This window comes from Fictibacillus barbaricus, assembly GCF_014635025.1.
GTDB classification, from domain to species: domain Bacteria; phylum Bacillota; class Bacilli; order Bacillales; family Fictibacillaceae; genus Fictibacillus; species Fictibacillus barbaricus.
In genome coordinates this window covers 1,421,425-1,438,313 of record NZ_BMCE01000001.1, presented here as the reverse complement: position 1 = coordinate 1,438,313, position 16,889 = coordinate 1,421,425, and the positions used below count along the sequence as shown (strand labels likewise).

Annotated in this window: 18 protein-coding genes and 1 other annotated feature; all 18 genes read right to left on the bottom strand. The window is 39.5% G+C overall.

Going from position 1 to position 16,889, the window contains the following annotated elements; genetic code table 11:
• Nucleotides 1-9: 9 nt before the first annotated feature.
• Nucleotides 10-477: an S-ribosylhomocysteine lyase gene (locus tag IEV52_RS06990; protein WP_188401752.1), complete on the bottom strand. Its 468-nt coding sequence runs from the start codon at nt 475-477 to the stop codon at nt 10-12.
• Nucleotides 474-1,178 (bottom strand): 5'-methylthioadenosine/S-adenosylhomocysteine nucleosidase, encoded by a 705-nt coding sequence (gene mtnN / locus IEV52_RS06985; protein ID WP_188401751.1) that lies wholly within the window; start codon nt 1,176-1,178, stop codon nt 474-476. Before mtnN ends, IEV52_RS06990 begins: the two co-directional genes overlap by 4 nt.
• Before the next feature lie 15 nt (nt 1,179-1,193).
• Nucleotides 1,194-1,832: a class I SAM-dependent methyltransferase gene (locus IEV52_RS06980; protein ID WP_188401750.1), complete on the bottom strand. Its 639-nt coding sequence runs from the start codon at nt 1,830-1,832 to the stop codon at nt 1,194-1,196.
• A gap of 181 nt (nt 1,833-2,013) precedes the next feature.
• On the bottom strand, nt 2,014-2,628 hold the full coding sequence (locus tag IEV52_RS06975; RefSeq protein WP_188401749.1) for a YrrS family protein: 615 nt from the start codon (nt 2,626-2,628) through the stop codon (nt 2,014-2,016).
• Nucleotides 2,629-2,708: 80 nt separating this feature from the next.
• Nucleotides 2,709-4,493 carry a peptidoglycan D,D-transpeptidase FtsI family protein gene (locus tag IEV52_RS06970; RefSeq protein WP_188401748.1) on the bottom strand — a complete coding sequence of 595 codons (1,785 nt, stop codon included), beginning with the start codon at nt 4,491-4,493 and terminating at the stop codon, nt 2,709-2,711.
• Nucleotides 4,494-4,589: 96 nt separating this feature from the next.
• Complete coding sequence (greA, locus tag IEV52_RS06965; protein ID WP_188401747.1) at nt 4,590-5,066, bottom strand: transcription elongation factor GreA; 477 nt, start codon at nt 5,064-5,066, stop codon at nt 4,590-4,592.
• A 151-nt stretch (nt 5,067-5,217) separates the two neighbouring features.
• Nucleotides 5,218-5,859: a uridine kinase gene (gene udk, locus IEV52_RS06960; RefSeq protein WP_188401746.1), complete on the bottom strand. Its 642-nt coding sequence runs from the start codon at nt 5,857-5,859 to the stop codon at nt 5,218-5,220.
• A gap of 30 nt (nt 5,860-5,889) precedes the next feature.
• Nucleotides 5,890-6,534, bottom strand: a complete 645-nt coding sequence (locus tag IEV52_RS06955; protein WP_188401745.1) for an O-methyltransferase — start codon at nt 6,532-6,534, stop codon at nt 5,890-5,892.
• Nucleotides 6,535-6,674: 140 nt separating this feature from the next.
• A complete protein-coding gene (gene mltG / locus IEV52_RS06950) occupies nt 6,675-7,811 on the bottom strand; it encodes an endolytic transglycosylase MltG (protein WP_188401744.1) in 1,137 nt (378 codons plus the stop codon).
• A 122-nt stretch (nt 7,812-7,933) separates the two neighbouring features.
• Complete coding sequence (locus IEV52_RS06945) at nt 7,934-8,233, bottom strand: DUF1292 domain-containing protein (protein WP_066240211.1); 300 nt, start codon at nt 8,231-8,233, stop codon at nt 7,934-7,936.
• A 21-nt stretch (nt 8,234-8,254) separates the two neighbouring features.
• On the bottom strand, nt 8,255-8,674 hold the full coding sequence (gene ruvX, locus IEV52_RS06940) for a Holliday junction resolvase RuvX (RefSeq protein ID WP_188401743.1): 420 nt from the start codon (nt 8,672-8,674) through the stop codon (nt 8,255-8,257).
• On the bottom strand, nt 8,674-8,949 hold the full coding sequence (locus IEV52_RS06935; protein ID WP_066240205.1) for an IreB family regulatory phosphoprotein: 276 nt from the start codon (nt 8,947-8,949) through the stop codon (nt 8,674-8,676). The genes ruvX and IEV52_RS06935 overlap by 1 nt, the downstream gene beginning before the upstream one ends.
• 78 nt (nt 8,950-9,027) lie before the next feature.
• Nucleotides 9,028-11,664 carry an alanine--tRNA ligase gene (gene alaS / locus IEV52_RS06930; protein ID WP_188401742.1) on the bottom strand — a complete coding sequence of 879 codons (2,637 nt, stop codon included), beginning with the start codon at nt 11,662-11,664 and terminating at the stop codon, nt 9,028-9,030.
• Nucleotides 11,665-11,720: 56 nt separating this feature from the next.
• Nucleotides 11,721-11,939, bottom strand: a binding site (T-box leader).
• Between the two features lie 27 nt (nt 11,940-11,966).
• Complete coding sequence (locus IEV52_RS06925) at nt 11,967-13,049, bottom strand: AI-2E family transporter (RefSeq protein WP_188401741.1); 1,083 nt, start codon at nt 13,047-13,049, stop codon at nt 11,967-11,969.
• Between the two features lie 53 nt (nt 13,050-13,102).
• Entirely contained in the window at nt 13,103-13,282 is a 180-nt protein-coding gene (locus IEV52_RS06920) for a DUF3918 family protein (RefSeq protein WP_188401740.1), read from the bottom strand.
• A 31-nt stretch (nt 13,283-13,313) separates the two neighbouring features.
• Entirely contained in the window at nt 13,314-13,511 is a 198-nt protein-coding gene (locus tag IEV52_RS06915) for a hypothetical protein (RefSeq protein ID WP_188401739.1), read from the bottom strand.
• A gap of 147 nt (nt 13,512-13,658) precedes the next feature.
• Nucleotides 13,659-15,980, bottom strand: a complete 2,322-nt coding sequence (recD2, locus tag IEV52_RS06910; protein ID WP_188401738.1) for an SF1B family DNA helicase RecD2 — start codon at nt 15,978-15,980, stop codon at nt 13,659-13,661.
• A gap of 12 nt (nt 15,981-15,992) precedes the next feature.
• Nucleotides 15,993-16,652, bottom strand: a complete 660-nt coding sequence (locus IEV52_RS06905; RefSeq protein ID WP_188401737.1) for a tetratricopeptide repeat protein — start codon at nt 16,650-16,652, stop codon at nt 15,993-15,995.
• Nucleotides 16,653-16,889 lie beyond the last annotated feature (237 nt).

The window sequence follows — 16,889 nt, the reverse complement described above, 5'->3', positions numbered from 1 at the left end:
AATCGTCCTCTATTCTGAAAAAACAATATGCCACTCATCTCTTTTTGCCAGCATCTTGCGTGCGATCTCTTTGGCACCTTCAAGACTATGGTTCGCTGCCCATCCGCATTGGACTTCGTTACAAGCTGGAACTTCAGTTGCTTCTAATACATCGTGAAGTGTCTTTTCAAGCACTTCTAGGATTTCATCATAGTTATCATGATTGATAACAGATAGATAGAAGCCAGTCTGACAACCCATTGGACTGATATCCACAACAGTTGAATGATGGTTGCGAATATTCTCTGCCATCAGATGTTCAATGGAATGAAGACCTTCCATAGGCATATGATCTTTGTTCGGCTGGCAGAAACGGATGTCATACTTATGGATAACGTCTCCATTCGCACCTGTTGTAGTGCCCGCTAAACGAATATATGGTGCAACTACTTTCGTATGGTCAAGGTTAAAACTTTCAACATTCATTTTCTTTGTCATAACTTTTTCAGCTCCTCTACGATTTGTTGTACTAGTTCTGCTGAATTCTTTGAAGCCTTTTTTAGAAATTGATCATATGATACACGTGCATCCTTTCCAGCAATATCCGATAAAGAACGGATTATGACAAAAGGAACGGAGAATTGATAGCATGTTTGCGCAATCGCCGCAGCTTCCATTTCTGCTGCATATAAAGTTGGGAACTTGCTTCTGATGTCTTCTACCCTTTCGTGATCACTCATAAACGAATCTCCAGAAGCGATAAGTCCTTTAGCCACCTGGATATTTTGAACGTTCTCCCCTGCTTTTACAGCAACCTCTACAAGCTTTTCATCTGGCAGGTAATTAGCGGGCATCTGTGGCACTTGGCCATATTCATAGCCAAAAATAGTAGCATCCACATCATGATGGCGAACATCAGTGGAAATCACAACATCCCCTACATTTAAGCCTGAGTGAAAACCGCCAGCAGAACCCGTGTTTAAGATAGCATCTGGTTGATACATTTGAATTAACAATGTTGTTCCGATCGCAGCATTTACTTTACCGATTCCGGATTTTAGCAGTACAACCTCTTGATTGTTTAAGAAGCCTGAATAAAATTCACAGCCTGCGATCTTCTTCTCTTCTAATTCTGTCAGCTGCTCTCTTAAAAGAACAACTTCTTCTTCCATTGCACCAATAATTCCAATTCTTTTCATCTTATTCTCCAATGTCTATTTTTTTACCGCTTCCATGAGCCAGACATACTCATTAAGTTTTTCAAACGAAACGTCAAAATCATATTTCTTAAAGATATCTTCTAGCACGCCTAGGGTTGTATAGTATTCCGTTTGTAAATCCTTTAATAAGTTAAGGTAGCCTTGGGATTTCACTTTTTCATGACGCTCTTTCTTATCGTCTTCGTGAAGATAAGCGGTATCTGCAAAGACAATTTTACCATCTTTTTTGAGCAGCTGGCTATATTGTCTGACCGCTGCATCTTTTTCAGCGTCTGTTAAATGGTGGAAAGCATATGTGCTTACGATCGTGTCGATCTCCTGATCAAATTTTGGAAATGATAAAAAATCCCCATCATGCAAAGTAAGATCTGGATTTCTCTTTAACGCTTTTTCACGCATTCCTTTTGATGGTTCGATACCAAACACCGTTTTCCCTCTAGAGAGAAGTTTCTCGCTTAAATTACCAGTACCAACCCCAAATTCTAAAATAATACTGCCTGATTTACTTACGACCTTTTCCAGAATTTCATCGTATTTATGAAAGACCTCTTTGTATTCCTGATCATCTCCAGAGACCGTTTCGTCATAAGATGAAGACCACTCGTCAAAAAGCTCAATAAATTCTCGTCCCATTTTTCCCACTCCACATTTTAAAATATATAATTCCTATCAATATACTATGAATTAAGATGTTACAGGTTCCAAATTATCATAATTTCAAAAAATTTTCAAATGTATGATCTTAGAAAAGGGAGTTATTTATTTTAGAGCATGAAAAAAAGACAACCTACTCATAAGTAGATTGTCTATTGTCTTATTGTACTGGCGTTACACTTGTTGGCTGCCAGCCTTTCTCTGGTATCCATTGTAAAACCACATCATATTTAGCTCCATCAACTTTGGATTGAACCGTTCCTTTTGAAAGGTCAGGCCCCCCTCCATTACCCAGCCAAAAGATGGTCATCTGGTCTTGAGGGATATTTGTTGCATAGGACAGGGCTTGAATCATTTCTTGCCAGTCTTGAGATTGATCATCGTAAGACTTTTGGTGAGGCTCCGTCTGAGAAGTACCAATCGGTTCCCATGGCCCTTCAGGACCGCCTACTTCAGGCTCTTCAGATTCTGTTTCTTCTTCTTGTTCTGCTTCTTTCTCTGTATCCTCTTTATTCGCTGAATCTTCGTTTTTCTGTTCTGAACTGCTATTAGAATCATCTGTTTCCATCTCTATTGAACGATTATCATTGGATTCGTTTTTTTCAGCAGTCTGTTCTGTTTCAGTTGTTGATGCGGTTTCGTTTTCATCATCACCAGAGAAAAGATTAAACGCCACAACAACAATCAGTAAAAAGACCAATCCGATTGCTATGTTTAAAAAACGATTTTGCTTTCGCTTTTCTAATCTCGTTTCATAACGCTGGTTTCGTTTCATAATATCCTCCCCAGTAAAATTAACTTTTTTTATTTTACCACGGAGTTGAGGTCCACGAACACTATTTCCTACTTGTCTTTTTAGTTATTATTTATTCTTGAACCTTCCATGTTCATTATTTCCTTTGCTATATCGGAAAAAACAGGGATTGTCCGATTCATTGTATCGTGCTTCATGTCAATAACAACTAGAGCAAAGCGTGGTCGATCTGCAGGAAAATAACCAGCGAACCATTTGTTGTTAAAACTATTTCCATCACCTTTTTGTGCCGTTCCAGATTTACCTGCCACTTGAAACGGCAAGGATTGCAAAGCATGTCCAGTACCTTCTTCATCCTTGACTACATTCAGAAGCATAGACTGAAGCCTCATCATGGTATAAGAAGATAGTGCTGGGTTCTCTCTTTTATGATCGTCAAATTTAATTAATTCCGTCCCATTGGCAAAATTGACACTTTTGGCTGCTTTAACCTCATACCAAGATCCTCCACGCGCTATAGTTGCCATCATATTAGCTACAGCAAGAGGAGTGATCTTCACATCTAGCTGGCCGATTGCAGTTTGCGAAATTGCTAAAGAGGATTGATAATCCTTGTTTGTCTTGATCATGCTTTGAACTTGTCCCCGTTCTTCTTGGTAAAGGTGAGAGAATGGATCCAGATGATATACTTTTCCTCTCCAGCCGTTATAGTTTAGAAGACCTAACCTCTCAGCATATTTCTCCATAAAATCAGGTTTTTTTAATTTTATGTGATTTGCAAGGTCTCCAAACGTTCTGTTGCAGCTTTGTGTGAAACTTTCTTCTACATTAAGCATACCTAATTGTCTTTCATCAGGTTTGCCATAAATATTAAGGTTGCAATCGTATTTTTTATCAGGCTGAATGATATTTTCTTCTATAGCTGCAGCCGCTGTAACGATTTTAAAGATCGAGCCAGGAATTTGCTGTGATGTCATTTTATCTTCATGTTCATAGATTGTCCTGCTCGTAAATAGAGGCCTGCTTGCCATAGCTAACAGCTCATTTGATTCAATATCCAGGAGAACAGCACCACCATCTTTAACACCATGAACGTTTAAATACTTTTCTACGGATTCCTGCATCTTTTTATCAATAGTCGTCTTGATGTGCAAGGGATAGAGCGGGTTTGATTGAGAACGGTATTTCACGTCAAGACCAAATAAAGGGTTGCCTTGTCTGTCTACATGATAGATATACTGCGTCTCTCCTTCTGATATTAAAAATGGGTCAAATGTATATTGCATGCCGTTCTTCCCCGTTTTCGTCGATGTGGTTACCGTTCCTTTCTCTAACTTATCACTATATTTACGCTTTATTAGTTCAGGATCTTGACCCACTGCGCCAATGATATGATTGGCAAACGGAAGAGGGTTTCTTCTCGTAACTAGCTGTGCATATAGTCCCGGTATCTCCAGCTGATTGATCTCATCCATCTCCTCCAGGCTGATATCATTCTGAAGTGAGAGCGCTGAAGGCTTTTTGAGCTTTTTAATCTGGCTTGAAACCTCATCTTTTGACAGCTTTAAAATGTTTGCGATGGTTGCTACTGGCCAGTCATCCGTATACAGATTTGGAAACACAACGACTTGCGGCTTCACGTCTGTAGACAGCAGTTCTCCGTTTCGGTCTAAAAAGTAACCTCTCCCGTCATTAATCGTAAATCGATGTGTACGCTGTGCAACACTTTCTTGTATAAGGTTAACTTTATTTTTTGAAAAAGATGTTGTAGAGATTAATTGTATGTCAGCTAATCGATAGGTTAAAAAAAGGATTATGGAAAGAAAACAAATAGCCAGACCTATGATTCGTTTTTTGGATATCAACTGTCTCACCACCTTATCCACATTTTCGCCTCCAGGATTTGTTCCTAAACGATATGGCTTATAATTGAAACCATAAAAAAAGAAGACTTGCAGTATCTGCAAGCCTTCTTCTCATTCTTATTTTACTTCTAAAATAATAACGCTAATCTCACCACCGGGTGTTTGAACAGAAACTTTATCTCCTGGTTTCTTGCCTAATAAGCTTTTTGCCATTGGAGAATCGTTGGAAATTTTCCCTTCAAACGGATCAGCTTCTGCACTTCCTACGATTACATAAGTTTCTTCGTCCCCATCCGGAAGCTCTTGAAATTTCACTGTCTTACCAATGGAAACGTTATCAGATTGATCTTTATTATCTTCAATAATCACAGAATCACGAATCATCTTTTCCAATTGAACGATACGCGCTTCAACAAATGCCTGCTCGTCCTTTGCTGCATCATATTCAGAGTTCTCAGAAAGATCTCCAAAACTGCGAGCTACTTTTATACGTTCCACAACTTCTTTTCTGCGTTCTGTTTTTAAATACTCTAATTCATTTTCTAACTTTTGTTTACCTTCTAAGGTCATATAGTGTTTTTTCTCGTCTGCCATGATCTTTCACTCCTTCGATAATCAGTACCCTTGTTACGTTATATGATGTTTCGGGCAGGGTATGTATAAAAAATAGGACAATAGTTGATTGCCATGCCGTTTAAAAGCTGTGATTTGTCCGTGTATACCGAAAAAATGAGGATGTTGTTCCTCATTTTTTCAGTAATGCTTTGTCTTCCAAGATCGTCTTAATCTTAGTCACCATTAAGTCGATCGCCACACGGTTTTGGCCGCCTTCTGGGATAATGATATCTGCATATCTTTTCGTTGGTTCAATAAATTGGTTATGCATAGGCCGGACGACGGAAGTATATTGATCAATCACTGATTCTAATGTTCTTCCACGGTCACGAATATCACGAACCATTCGTCTAATAATTCGCACATCTGCGTCTGTGTCAACAAATAGCTTGATGTCCATCAAATCACGCAATCGTTCGTCCTCAAGAATCAGAATACCTTCCAATATAATGACATCTTTAGCATCAACTGGGATAATTTTATCACTTCTTGTATGTGCTGTATAGTCGTACACTGGTTTTTCAATGGAATCATAAGCTAGAAGTGAGGAAATGTGTTTAATCAATAAATCATTATCAAAAGCAAGAGGATGGTCATAATTCGTATTCAATCGCTCTTCCATTGATTTTTCGGATTGATCTTTATAATAAGCGTCTTGTTCAATAATTAGTATGGATTGATTGGCAAACTGACGGTAAATTTCTTTAGCAACCGTTGTTTTACCTGAACCGGATCCACCTGCAACCCCAATTACGATCGGTTTTTGTGCCATTGTTAATACTCCTCCAAACTGCTTTGCCCTTTAAGAATTACGAATACTCACCATCATACCATCCCCAACGGGCAGGATTGAAGACTGATAGTCAGGATGCTGCATGATATATTCATTAAAACTCCTAATTTTTTTCACAAGAGAACGAAGTCTTCTGCTCTCTAGGCCGCTTTCTTCCGCGACGTACCCTCTAAAGAGAACATTATCCGTGACGATGATGCCGTCTGGTGACAGCATGGAGGAATAGTGATCAAAAAAGTTTTGATATTGTCCTTTAGCTGCATCTATAAAAATAAAGTCATATGGGGCATAGTTTTCTACTTGTTTCTGCAATTCATTCGCATCCCCAAACAATAATGTAATCCTGTTCTCAAGATGAAATGATTCAACGTTTTCTTTTGCTATATTGTACCGTTCTTCATCTCTTTCAATACTAATAATTTCGGCTGTTTGACAAGCAAGTGCCATCCGAATGGCAGAATATCCAATAGCCGTGCCTACTTCTAAGATACGTTTTGGTTTTTTTAGCCTTACATATGAGAGAAGAGTCTCCATCCCTGTAAGCTCCATGATCGGCACATTATGAAGTTTTGCGTATTGTTCTATTTTCAGTACTTGTTCAGAGCGCGCTGGAATTATTTTTTCAATGTATTGGTTTACTTCATTTGAGACCAAAGTAACACGCCTCCTTCACACTAACCGGTATATTGTAACATAATCTTTTTATGATGGCGAGAGTCCTATCTCTTTTAAATCTTAAATGATTGGGGCAGCAAAATAAAAAAAGGATACTTTTTAATAGTATCCTTAAAAAGCTATTGTTTATCTTTTTCCTGCCAGACTTTCCATTCGTCTCTATACTTTTTGTATACAGCATTGTGTTCACTTAATGTCTTTGTATAGATAACTTCACCGTTTGGTCTTGCATAGAAAAAGAGTTCTTCCATTTTAACGGGCTTTAAGGCTGCTTCAATTGCTTTTTCACCTGGAGAAGTGATCGGTCCGATCGGAATGCCTTTGTATCGATACGTATTATAAGGGGAATCAACTTCTAAATGATCATATAAAACCTGAACATTAAAGTCTTTTCGGGCATATTTGACTGTTGGATCTGAATCCAGCTTCATTCCCTGACTTAGACGGTTAAAGAAAACGCCCGCAATTTTCTTTCGATCCTCATCACGCTGTGACTCTTCTTCAATAAGTGAAGATAATGTGATCAGTTCGAAAAGAGAATAACCGCTATTTTCAATCTCTACTTCATGCTTTTTTAAGACTGCAGATGATTGTTCAACCATTTTTTCGATAATCTCTGTTAATTCTGGTTTCTTCACTTCAAAATCGTAAGTCGCAGGAAATAGGAACCCTTCTAGAGGATAATAGAGACCTTCTTTTAAAATATCATCTGGTAATATCGAGTACTTTTCCTTTAGTTGTTTTAAGTATGTTTTATCAGCCATCTTCTTAATTATAACAGCTTCTTCATACCCCGTTGCCTTGCTGATTATACCGGCTATCTGTGGAACGTTATATCCCTCTGGAATCGTAAACGTTAGTTCTGGCTTTTTAAACATCTTTCCTTCTTTAAGTGCTGCTATGATCTCATTAAGGTTCATAGAAGGTGAAAGTTCGTAAACACCTGCCTGAAAATTCCCTTCACCTTTTACACGAGTATAGAGCCTGAAGAAGTCACCGTTATTTATAACTCCTTTATTCTCAAGTTCATTTCCAATAGTTGCTGAAGAAGAACCTATCGGAATTTCTACGGTTATTTTTTCTTTGTTGTTTGAATCTAATGCGCCTGTATTTTTATTAAAATAATAGTATCCGCCAGCCGCAGCGAGAAGTACGGCTGCTAAAATAAGAACAAGAATTGTAAGTAAAATGGTTTTTATACGTTTTTTTTGTTTAGTATTGTTTATATCGTTGCCAGATGACTGGAGATGCAACATTTTATTTCCCCCTTCTACCTGTTTAATTATACGTTTGCTAGCAGAAATTGTCGAGAATGGCCGTAATTTGGAATAAAAAAAGAAGGTGGATTAAATCCACCTTCTTGTCTTCTTCGCTCTTATTATTCAGTTTCGAACTCGTCATCTTGAAATGTATTCAACATTTCTTCAATCATATCCCATTCTTCGTCAGTTTCTAATGGGAACAAAGCAAGATCATCATCTTCCTCTCCCTTTTCTTCATATCGGAAAGGAAAAACTTCTACTTCATCTGTATCATCATCTTCTGAATCCGCTACAGGGATTGTTACCATGTATGATTTTCCTGTCTGGTCTACATCGAATTTGAATAATACTTCAAATAAGTTTTCGTCACCGTTCTCGTCAGGAATAATAATACGTTCGCGTTCTTCTTTTGCCATAATGGCTCACCTCAGTTTTTATTATTGTTGGCTGTCCAAATAACCTTGCAGGATGATCGAAGCAGCAAGCTTATCAATCACCTGTTTACGTTTCTTTCTGCTTACGTCAGCTGAAATTAAAGTTCTTTCAGCTGCCATTGTAGTCAGCCTCTCATCCCATAGGATAACCGAAAGTCCTGTAATACTTTCAATATCTTTGGCAAAGTTTTGACAAGCCTCACCACTTGGACCGATCGTGCCATTCATATTTTTAGGAAGGCCGACCACGATTTTGCTGATATCGTGGTTCTGGATCAGCTCTTGAATTCTAGCATAATCTTCTTCAGGATGGTTAGGTCGGCGCCGGATCGTCTCAACTCCTTGTGCTGTCCACCCCAGTGCATCTGAGACAGCAACACCGATCGTCTTCGTTCCAACATCCAGGCCAAGTGTCTTTGTCATTAACGGCTTCCTTCTTTTTGAGTTGAAAGATATGATTTTACAAGCTCTTCAATAAGCTCGTCACGCTCCAGCTTTCTGATCATGCTTCTCGCATCATTGTGACGAGGAATATAAGCGGGATCACCTGAAAGCAGATAACCAACGATTTGGTTAATCGGGTTATATCCTTTATCCTGCAGGGCGTCATAAACAGAAAACAGGACAGTTTCAACATTTGTTTTATAAGCATCATCTTCGTTGAAGTTAAACTTCATCGTTTTGTCCATGGAACTCATTAGTGAACACCTCTTTCTGAAGATCTCCCTTAAGGGATAAATTAGTTCTTGTCTCTATTGTACATGATAGAGGAAAGCTTAGGAAACCGTTTTAATCATTTCAACTGCAGAATCTATTCCTTCTTGCAGCTTTTCAGGATCTTTCCCGCCAGCTTGAGCCATGTCAGGACGGCCTCCGCCCCCACCGCCGCAACGAACTGCTACTTCTTTAACAAGATTACCTGCATGATACCCTTTTGATACTAAATCTTTTGTTACCCCAGCGACAATATTAACTTTTCCGCCGTTTTCTGCACCCAAGATAACAACTCCGCTTTGAAGCTTGTTCTTTAAGTCATCAACGATTGAGCGGAGGCCGTTCATGTCCATACCATTTACTTTTTTGGCAATGACAGAGACACCATTGATCGTTTGTATTTCGTCAACTAAACTTCCTGCTTCCATGTTCCCAATTTTCGCAGCGAGAGACTCTTTTTCTTTTTGCAGTTCACGGATCTGATCGTTTAATACGTCAATACGCTGTGGTACGTCTTTTAGATTCGTTTTCAATCTGGCAGCTGTTTCTTTTAACAACTGCACTTGCCCATTCATCAGTCGGTATGCATTTTCACCAGTCACAGCTTCAATGCGGCGAGTTCCCGCTCCAATCCCTGATTCTGAAACAATTTTAAACAAACCAATTTCAGCTGTATTGTTTACGTGACAGCCTCCGCAAAGTTCTAGGCTGTAATCTCCTACTTTTACAACGCGAACCGTCTCTCCATACTTTTCACCAAATAGAGCCATTGCCCCCATCGCTTTTGCTTCATTGATGTTTTTAACCATCTTTTCAACTGGGATGTTTGCCCAAACTTTTTCGTTCACAATTTCTTCGATTCTTTCAAGTTCCTCTGAAGAAATGCTTCCAAAATGGGTAAAGTCAAAGCGAAGACGACCTTCCTGTACAAGTGATCCTGCTTGGTTAACATGCGTTCCTAGTACATCTTTTAATGCTTGGTGCAGAAGATGTGTTGCAGTATGGTTCTTCACTACTTTTGCGCGCGTTTCTGGATCTACCTGTACATCTACTTCCATATGGTTCTCTAATACACCTTTTTCAACGATAACTGTGTGCAGGTTTTGGCCATTAGGCGCCTTCTGTACATCTTTCACTTTCAGAGATAGCTCTTTGCCTGCGATTGTTCCTTGGTCAGCGATCTGACCTCCGCTCTCTGCATAGAAAGGTGTTACATCAAGGATAACCTGTGCTTCCTCTCCTGAAGCTACCATTGAAACTCGTTCACCGTTTTGCAGAACCTCTAGGATCTTAGCTTCTCCAGATAAACGGTCATAGCCAGAAAACTCACTTTTCACGGTAATATCAGAAAGTACTCCTCCTTGAACTTGCATGCTGTCCACTTCTTGTCTAGCTGCTCGTGCACGTTCACGCTGTGCTTTCATCTCGTTTTCGAAGCCTTCTAAATCTACTCCCATCCCGTTTTCAGCAGCATACTCTTCTGTGAGCTCAAACGGGAATCCAAATGTATCGTATAATTTAAACGCGTCTTTTCCAGAGATAACGGAATTCCCTTCTGCCTTTTCTTTCGCCATAACATCTTCTAAGATCGCCAAACCTTCGTTGATTGTTTCATGGAATCTTTCTTCTTCCGTTTTTACAACTTTTTGTATAAAAGGCACTTTTTCTTTTACTTCCGGATAAAAATCTACCATGATGTCAGCTACTGTCGGAACAAGTTCATACATGAACGGCTTATTAATGTTGATTTTTTTCGCAAATCGAATCGCTCTTCTGATCAAACGTCTAAGTATATAGCCTCTTCCCTCATTTGATGGAAGTGCGCTGTCCCCAATCGCAAAGCTAACCGTACGTACATGGTCAGCGATTACTTTAAAAGCAGTGTCTGTCTCTGTATTCAACCCATAGGAAGTATCAGCAAGCTTTTCTGTTTCTTTAATGATCGGCAGAAAAAGATCTGTTTCAAAATTTGTTTTTGTGTCTTGAATAACAGAGACCATTCTTTCAAGTCCCATTCCTGTATCAATATTTTTCTTTGGAAGCGGTGTGTAGCTGCCATCCGGATTATGGTTGAACTGTGAGAATACAAGGTTCCATACTTCTAGATAACGATCGTTCTCACCGCCCGGATACAGTTCAGGATCGGATGTATCATTTCCGTAAGACTCACCCCGATCATAGAAGATCTCCGTGTTTGGACCACTCGGGCCCTCTCCAATATCCCAGAAGTTCCCCTCTAAACGAATAATACGCTCTTCAGGCAATCCCACTTGCTTTGTCCAGATGTCAAACGCTTCATCGTCTTCGGGATGAATCGTAACAGATAGTTTCTCCGGATCAAAACCGATCCAGTCTTTACTCGTTAAGAATTCCCATGCCCAAAGAATCGCTTCTTCTTTAAAATAATCTCCGATAGAAAAGTTACCGAGCATCTCAAAGAATGTGTGGTGACGTGCTGTAATTCCAACGTTCTCAATATCATTTGTGCGAATAGATTTTTGTGCGTTTGTAATACGCGGGTTCTCCGGAATTACGCGTCCGTCAAAATATTTCTTTAGTGTCGCAACACCGCTATTGATCCAAAGCAATGTAGGATCTTCATGGGGAACAAGAGACGCACTCGGCTCTACTCGGTGTCCTTTTTCTTTGAAAAAATCGAGGAACATTTGTCTGACTTGTGCTGAAGTCAAGTTTTTCATGGTTTTCATTCTCCTTTGATCATTTTTAGATAAATAAAAAACTCCCATCCCTATAAAACAGGGACGAGAGTTTGAATTCACGCGGTACCACCCTGGTTATATGCTCATTCAGCATATCACCTTGATTAAAGCCTTAACGCGGCATAACGGCAGATTTTCCTTCTGCACTCCAGAGTAGCTTTCGGTTTTCCTTCTTCCTAAAACATCTTTCAGCCGGTGGATGTTTCTCTCTTTTGGAAGGACTAAAACGTACTCATCTCTTTCAACGATTTTTTTATCATCTAGCGATAGTATACGTTTATTTATTCTGACTTGTCAATCGGATGTCTTAGTCGATGTTCCCTTATGTGAATCACAATCACTTTTATCACGCTGAAAATAGGTACAGCAAGGATCATGCCCGGTACACCTGCAAGTTCTCCTCCCAACAATAAAGAAAAGATAATAAAAACGGGATGGATATGAAGATTGCGTCCTACGATAAAAGGTCCCAGGATGTTTCCTTCTATGAACTGTAAAACGAGCATAATCCCAACGGTAATCCATACCATCTTCCAAGAAATCGTTAAAGCGATCAAAACGACGGGAATCGCCCCTAAGATTGGCCCGAAATAAGGGATTATATCCGTTATGGCAATAACAAGACCGAGAAGGATCGGATAAGGCATGCCAACCAGCCATAGTGCGAGCATCGCCGCTGCCCCTAATATGGCTCCAACGAACAATTGGCCTCTGATGTAACCTCCAAGAGATTGATCAATATCTTTTAATAGATGCACTCCCTCATTACGGTATCTGCGAGGCGTAATGTACAAGGCGGCTTTTTTCAGTTTCTCAAAATCATTAAGAAAATAAAAGACTAAGAAAGGAACAACGACAATGACAAAGAAATAATCAACGAGTTTTTTTAAAGAGAAAATCGCATTCGTAAGGATATTCTGTGCATTTGTCTCCATTTTAACAATGTAGTTTTCTATTTTTGAATGAACGGAATAAGGAAGTGCTGATGTTCCTTTATCAACTTTATAAAGAAGTTCTTTATAATCTGCGGCAAGCGCTGGAACATTTTCCAAAAGTTGTTTCATCTGAACGACAAAATATGGGAATCCTTTAACTGCCGCGTACCCTAATCCCCCGAAAAAGAGAAAATAGATGCTTAAGATTGCTACGAACCGCGGCAGCCCTTTATCGTGTACGTATTCCACCAAAGGATGAAGAAGATATGTAATAAGAGCTGAAAGAAAGAATGGCAAAAAAACACCTTTTAAAGCATTCCATAGCGGCTCATATAATGGGTATAGTTTCATAAGAAGAAACAAACACAAAAACAATAGTAAAGAAAGGCTCAGCCTGTAAACCCACTTCATTCGATTGTCTCTTGTCATAATCCCACCCTCTTCTTAAAAAACCCCGTCTTTATTGGAGACGGGGTGTACTTTTAATAAATGGCTTTTGCGATTCTTTTTCGGATTCTCTTTGCACGTCTTGAAGACCAAAGATCACCGATATCCGAGAAATTCATGTTCATTCCGGACATTCTAGACATCCTTCTGTTTCTCATCGCATATGTTGCCGCTCCAATACCAAGTGCGAAAAGAGAACTCATCGTCCTGTTCATGCTGCATCACCTCGACATTAGAGTATTTTAGTTATGATGTGCTTTCTCTATAAGTCAGATCATGATCTTCAAATAAATCATCGAGTGATGTTAGAGAGCCATCTTCTTCCACTTGATGAAGGGACAGTCTTCCTTTAACAATGGAAAGCTCAATAAAACAGTTCCAGCAATAATACTGGTTCACTCCGATTTTTCCAATATCTTTTCTGCTGCAGTTCGGACATTCCACTTGCTCTCTCTCCTTTAAATTTACTTTTACAAGGGTGTCCTGAAACTGTAGAGAATATACGTAAGAATTGGTTATTAAAGATCTTTGCTAATAAAGATAAAAAAGAAATGTCCGACAAGATGACATTCGTTCATCTACCGAACATTCCTAGTTTGTTTCGTTTAGAAGGGTATCATTCGTATTATCTTTTTCCAGCCAGGTTTCTTCGAGCCGAAGCTTCAAGCCTGAATATCGTTCTGTTTCATCCGAACGCTGAACTGCCCAATTAAACGCTTCTTGTTCACCACAAAGAATTAAATATTCTTTACTTCTCGTTATGGCCGTATAAAGTAAATTCCGCTTCAGCATCCGATAAAAGCTCTTTACAACCGGAAGGACAACAATTGGATATTCACTGCCTTGTGATTTATGTATGGAACAGCAGAATGCATGTGTAAAATGATGAAATTCACTTCTTTTATACGTTACTTCAATCTCATCAAAGCTTATAACGATCTGATCTTCCTTCTCTGTATTTTCCCTCGCATAAATAACGGCAACAATCTCACCGATATCCCCGTTAAAAACTTGATCTTCCGGCTGATTTACAAGTTGAAGGACTTTATCCCCTTTTCTGTAGAAGACATTTGCCACTTGCAATTGGCGTTGTTTTTGTTTTTCAGGATTAAACAAGCGCTGAAGTTCTACATTTAGCCTGTCGATTCCAACAGGACCCTTATACATGGGAGCAAGAACTTGGATATCTCTTGAAGTATAGCCTTTTTTTATAGCGTTCTCACATACTTGAAGGATCGCCTGAAAAACGTGTTCCCCTGAACAAGGAAAAAATCGTCTGTCATTTTGAGGTATTAGTAAATCTTCTGGAACTTGTCCGTTTTTCATCTCATGTGCTAATCGTATGATGGATGAACCTTCAGATTGTCTGTAAATATCAATCAATCGCGTTTGAGGTATATGCTCTGTTTGTAGCAAATCCTTTAATACTTGTCCCGGTCCAACAGAAGGCAGCTGGTCTTCATCACCTACAAAAATAATCTGGATTTGTTCCGGAAGTGCTTTTGACAGCGAATAAGCTAGCCAAATATCGACCATCGACATCTCATCTACGATTAGCAGCTTTCCTTCTATGGGTTCATCTTCATTCTTTTCAAAATGACCTCCCCCTTTCCATCCTAGCAATCGATGGATCGTGTGAGCAGGGATTCCGGTCGATTCAGTCATGCGTTTAGCGGCACGACCCGTCGGAGCCACGAGTAAAACAGGAAAAGGCTCTTTTTTCCCGCGGTAATCTTCAGGATTCAAACTGATGCCATGAATCTCACTATAGAGTTCCACAATCCCTTTAATAACGGTCGTCTTGCCGGTTCCGGGCCCTCCAGTAAGTACCATTAAAGATGAAGTTAATGCTTTTTTGATCGCTTCTCGCTGACTTTTCGCATAGTTCATATTTAACCGTTTTTCTAAGGCAGAAAGTTCATCCTCCAATTTTTCATCTGGAAGATCATAGTCTGATTTTTGATTTTGTAAGAGCGTATTCATTTTTTGAGCGAAGCCTCTCTCAGCAAAATAAAGAGAAGGCAAATATACAACCTTTTCTTTTATAATCAAACGCTTTTCTGTTTCCATGTCTTGGACTTCTCTGAAAATACTCATCTCATCTACGGTGTCTTTACCGTCTGCTAAAAGTTTTCTTACACCTTCAAGCAAATCTTCCATCGGGAGGTAAGAATGGCCGAGGTCTGTTCCTTGATCTCTTAATAAAAATAGACAAGCTGCTTGTATACGTTCTGGATGGTTTACTTGCATCCCGTTCCCTTTTGCGATTTCATCGGCACGATGAAATCCAATTCCCGGTACATCCTCTATAAGCCGGTATGGTTCATTCTTAATCACGGTAACTGCTTCATCCTGATAGGTTTGAAAGATCTTCATCGCAAGCTGAGGCCCCAGACCATAAGGTTGAACAGCCATCATCACTTGATCTAAACCTCTATTCTCTAAAAGGGCTCCATGCAGATTTTTAGCCTGCTCTTCTGTTAACTTTGGGATTTGACTAATGTATTCAGGCGCTTCTAACAGCTTTGTAATGGCGTCGTTTCCCATTACATCAACGATATGCTCTGCTGTTTTTTTACCGATTCCCTTAAAAAGATCGCTCGATAGATATTGGATCATGGCCTCTTTGGATTGGGGCATCTCTTTTTTAAAGAGCTCAACCTCGTATTGCTTGCCGTATTTAGGATGATCTTTAAATTTTCCATAAAACAGATAAAGCTCATCTTCTCTTAAAGGAGGAAGGATACCCGTAATCATTACTTCTTTTTCATTATAATTTTCATTCGTAGCTTTAACTCTTATGCGGGCAACTGTATAAAGGCTTTCCGTTTGATGATATACAGTGGCAATTAGCGTACCTTTTATATAACGGGACGTATCATCGTCTAAATGAAAGGAAGGCTGCTGTGCCATAAAGCACCCCCTTTATTGGTTTGTCTTCTTATTTTCGATATTTCTTTTCCCGTTCCCTGCTAGATAATGATCAGGCTGGATCGCTAACGCTTTTTCAAAGGCCTGAAGAGCCTCAGCATCCCGATTAAAATAAGTGAGCGTAACACCGAGGTTGTACCATGCATCTGCATGCTTTTCATGTTGCTTGACCACTTTTTCAAATGTGTTTAATGCTGTTTGTATATCGCCTGTTCTCGCCTGGCACAGTCCAAACTGAAACAGTGCTTCATGATCTTCATGATTTAGTTCTGCTGCTCTCATTAAGTAAGGAAACGCAAGTCTGTTTTCACCGAGTGATACAAATGACATGCCTGCCATAAAATGCGTATCTCCATCTTGGAGTCCACTCTTGATCGCTTCCTGAAAAAGCTTTGCTGCTTTAGCAAATTGCTCGAGATGATAGCAAGCAATTCCTGCTCCATATAATGCAGCTGCAGCATCTTCATCCAAGGATAGTGCCTTATCAAAAAATCGGATCGCTTTCTCATGTTCATGAACGGCAGAAAGTAAATTACCGAAATTGATATAATGAACCGGATTTTTGGGATCTGCTTCGATCATAGCCTCCAAGCTTTTTGCTGCTTCTTCAAACTTTCCTTTTTTCAGATATTCAAGACCTTTTGAAGGTTCCATCTTAATACCCCCACTTTTGATTTCCTTCAAAAGTATATCAAATAAGGCTGAAAATCGCACAACGTTTCTGCCTTGTTCATTGGTTTGCGCTCGTAAATTTCGGATTGCGCTCGTAAATTTCGGTTTGCGCTCGTAAATTTCGGATTGCGCTCGTAAATTTCGGATTGCGCTCGTAAATTTCGGATTGCGCTCGTAAATTTCCCAGAGCGATTATAAATCTCCACGAACGAGCATAAA

Excerpts from the sequence above, each read along its gene's own strand:
- IEV52_RS06990 (WP_188401752.1), bottom strand. The coding sequence starts at position 477 with ATGACAAAGAAAATGAATGTTGAAAGTTTTAACCTTGACCATACGAAA.
- mtnN (WP_188401751.1), bottom strand. The coding sequence starts at position 1,178 with ATGAAAAGAATTGGAATTATTGGTGCAATGGAAGAAGAAGTTGTTCTT.
- IEV52_RS06980 (WP_188401750.1), bottom strand. The coding sequence starts at position 1,832 with ATGGGACGAGAATTTATTGAGCTTTTTGACGAGTGGTCTTCATCTTAT.
- IEV52_RS06975 (WP_188401749.1), bottom strand. The coding sequence starts at position 2,628 with ATGAAACGAAACCAGCGTTATGAAACGAGATTAGAAAAGCGAAAGCAA.
- greA (WP_188401747.1), bottom strand. The coding sequence starts at position 5,066 with ATGGCAGACGAGAAAAAACACTATATGACCTTAGAAGGTAAACAAAAG.
- udk (WP_188401746.1), bottom strand. The coding sequence starts at position 5,859 with ATGGCACAAAAACCGATCGTAATTGGGGTTGCAGGTGGATCCGGTTCA.
- mltG (WP_188401744.1), bottom strand. The coding sequence starts at position 7,811 with ATGTTGCATCTCCAGTCATCTGGCAACGATATAAACAATACTAAACAA.
- IEV52_RS06945 (WP_066240211.1), bottom strand. The coding sequence starts at position 8,233 with ATGGCAAAAGAAGAACGCGAACGTATTATTATTCCTGACGAGAACGGT.
- ruvX (WP_188401743.1), bottom strand. The coding sequence starts at position 8,674 with ATGACAAAGACACTTGGCCTGGATGTTGGAACGAAGACGATCGGTGTT.
- IEV52_RS06935 (WP_066240205.1), bottom strand. The coding sequence starts at position 8,949 with ATGAGTTCCATGGACAAAACGATGAAGTTTAACTTCAACGAAGATGAT.
- alaS (WP_188401742.1), bottom strand. The coding sequence starts at position 11,664 with ATGAAAAACTTGACTTCAGCACAAGTCAGACAAATGTTCCTCGATTTT.
- IEV52_RS06925 (WP_188401741.1), bottom strand. The coding sequence starts at position 13,049 with ATGACAAGAGACAATCGAATGAAGTGGGTTTACAGGCTGAGCCTTTCT.
- IEV52_RS06920 (WP_188401740.1), bottom strand. The coding sequence starts at position 13,282 with ATGAACAGGACGATGAGTTCTCTTTTCGCACTTGGTATTGGAGCGGCA.
- recD2 (WP_188401738.1), bottom strand. The coding sequence starts at position 15,980 with ATGGCACAGCAGCCTTCCTTTCATTTAGACGATGATACGTCCCGTTAT.
- IEV52_RS06905 (WP_188401737.1), bottom strand. The coding sequence starts at position 16,652 with ATGGAACCTTCAAAAGGTCTTGAATATCTGAAAAAAGGAAAGTTTGAA.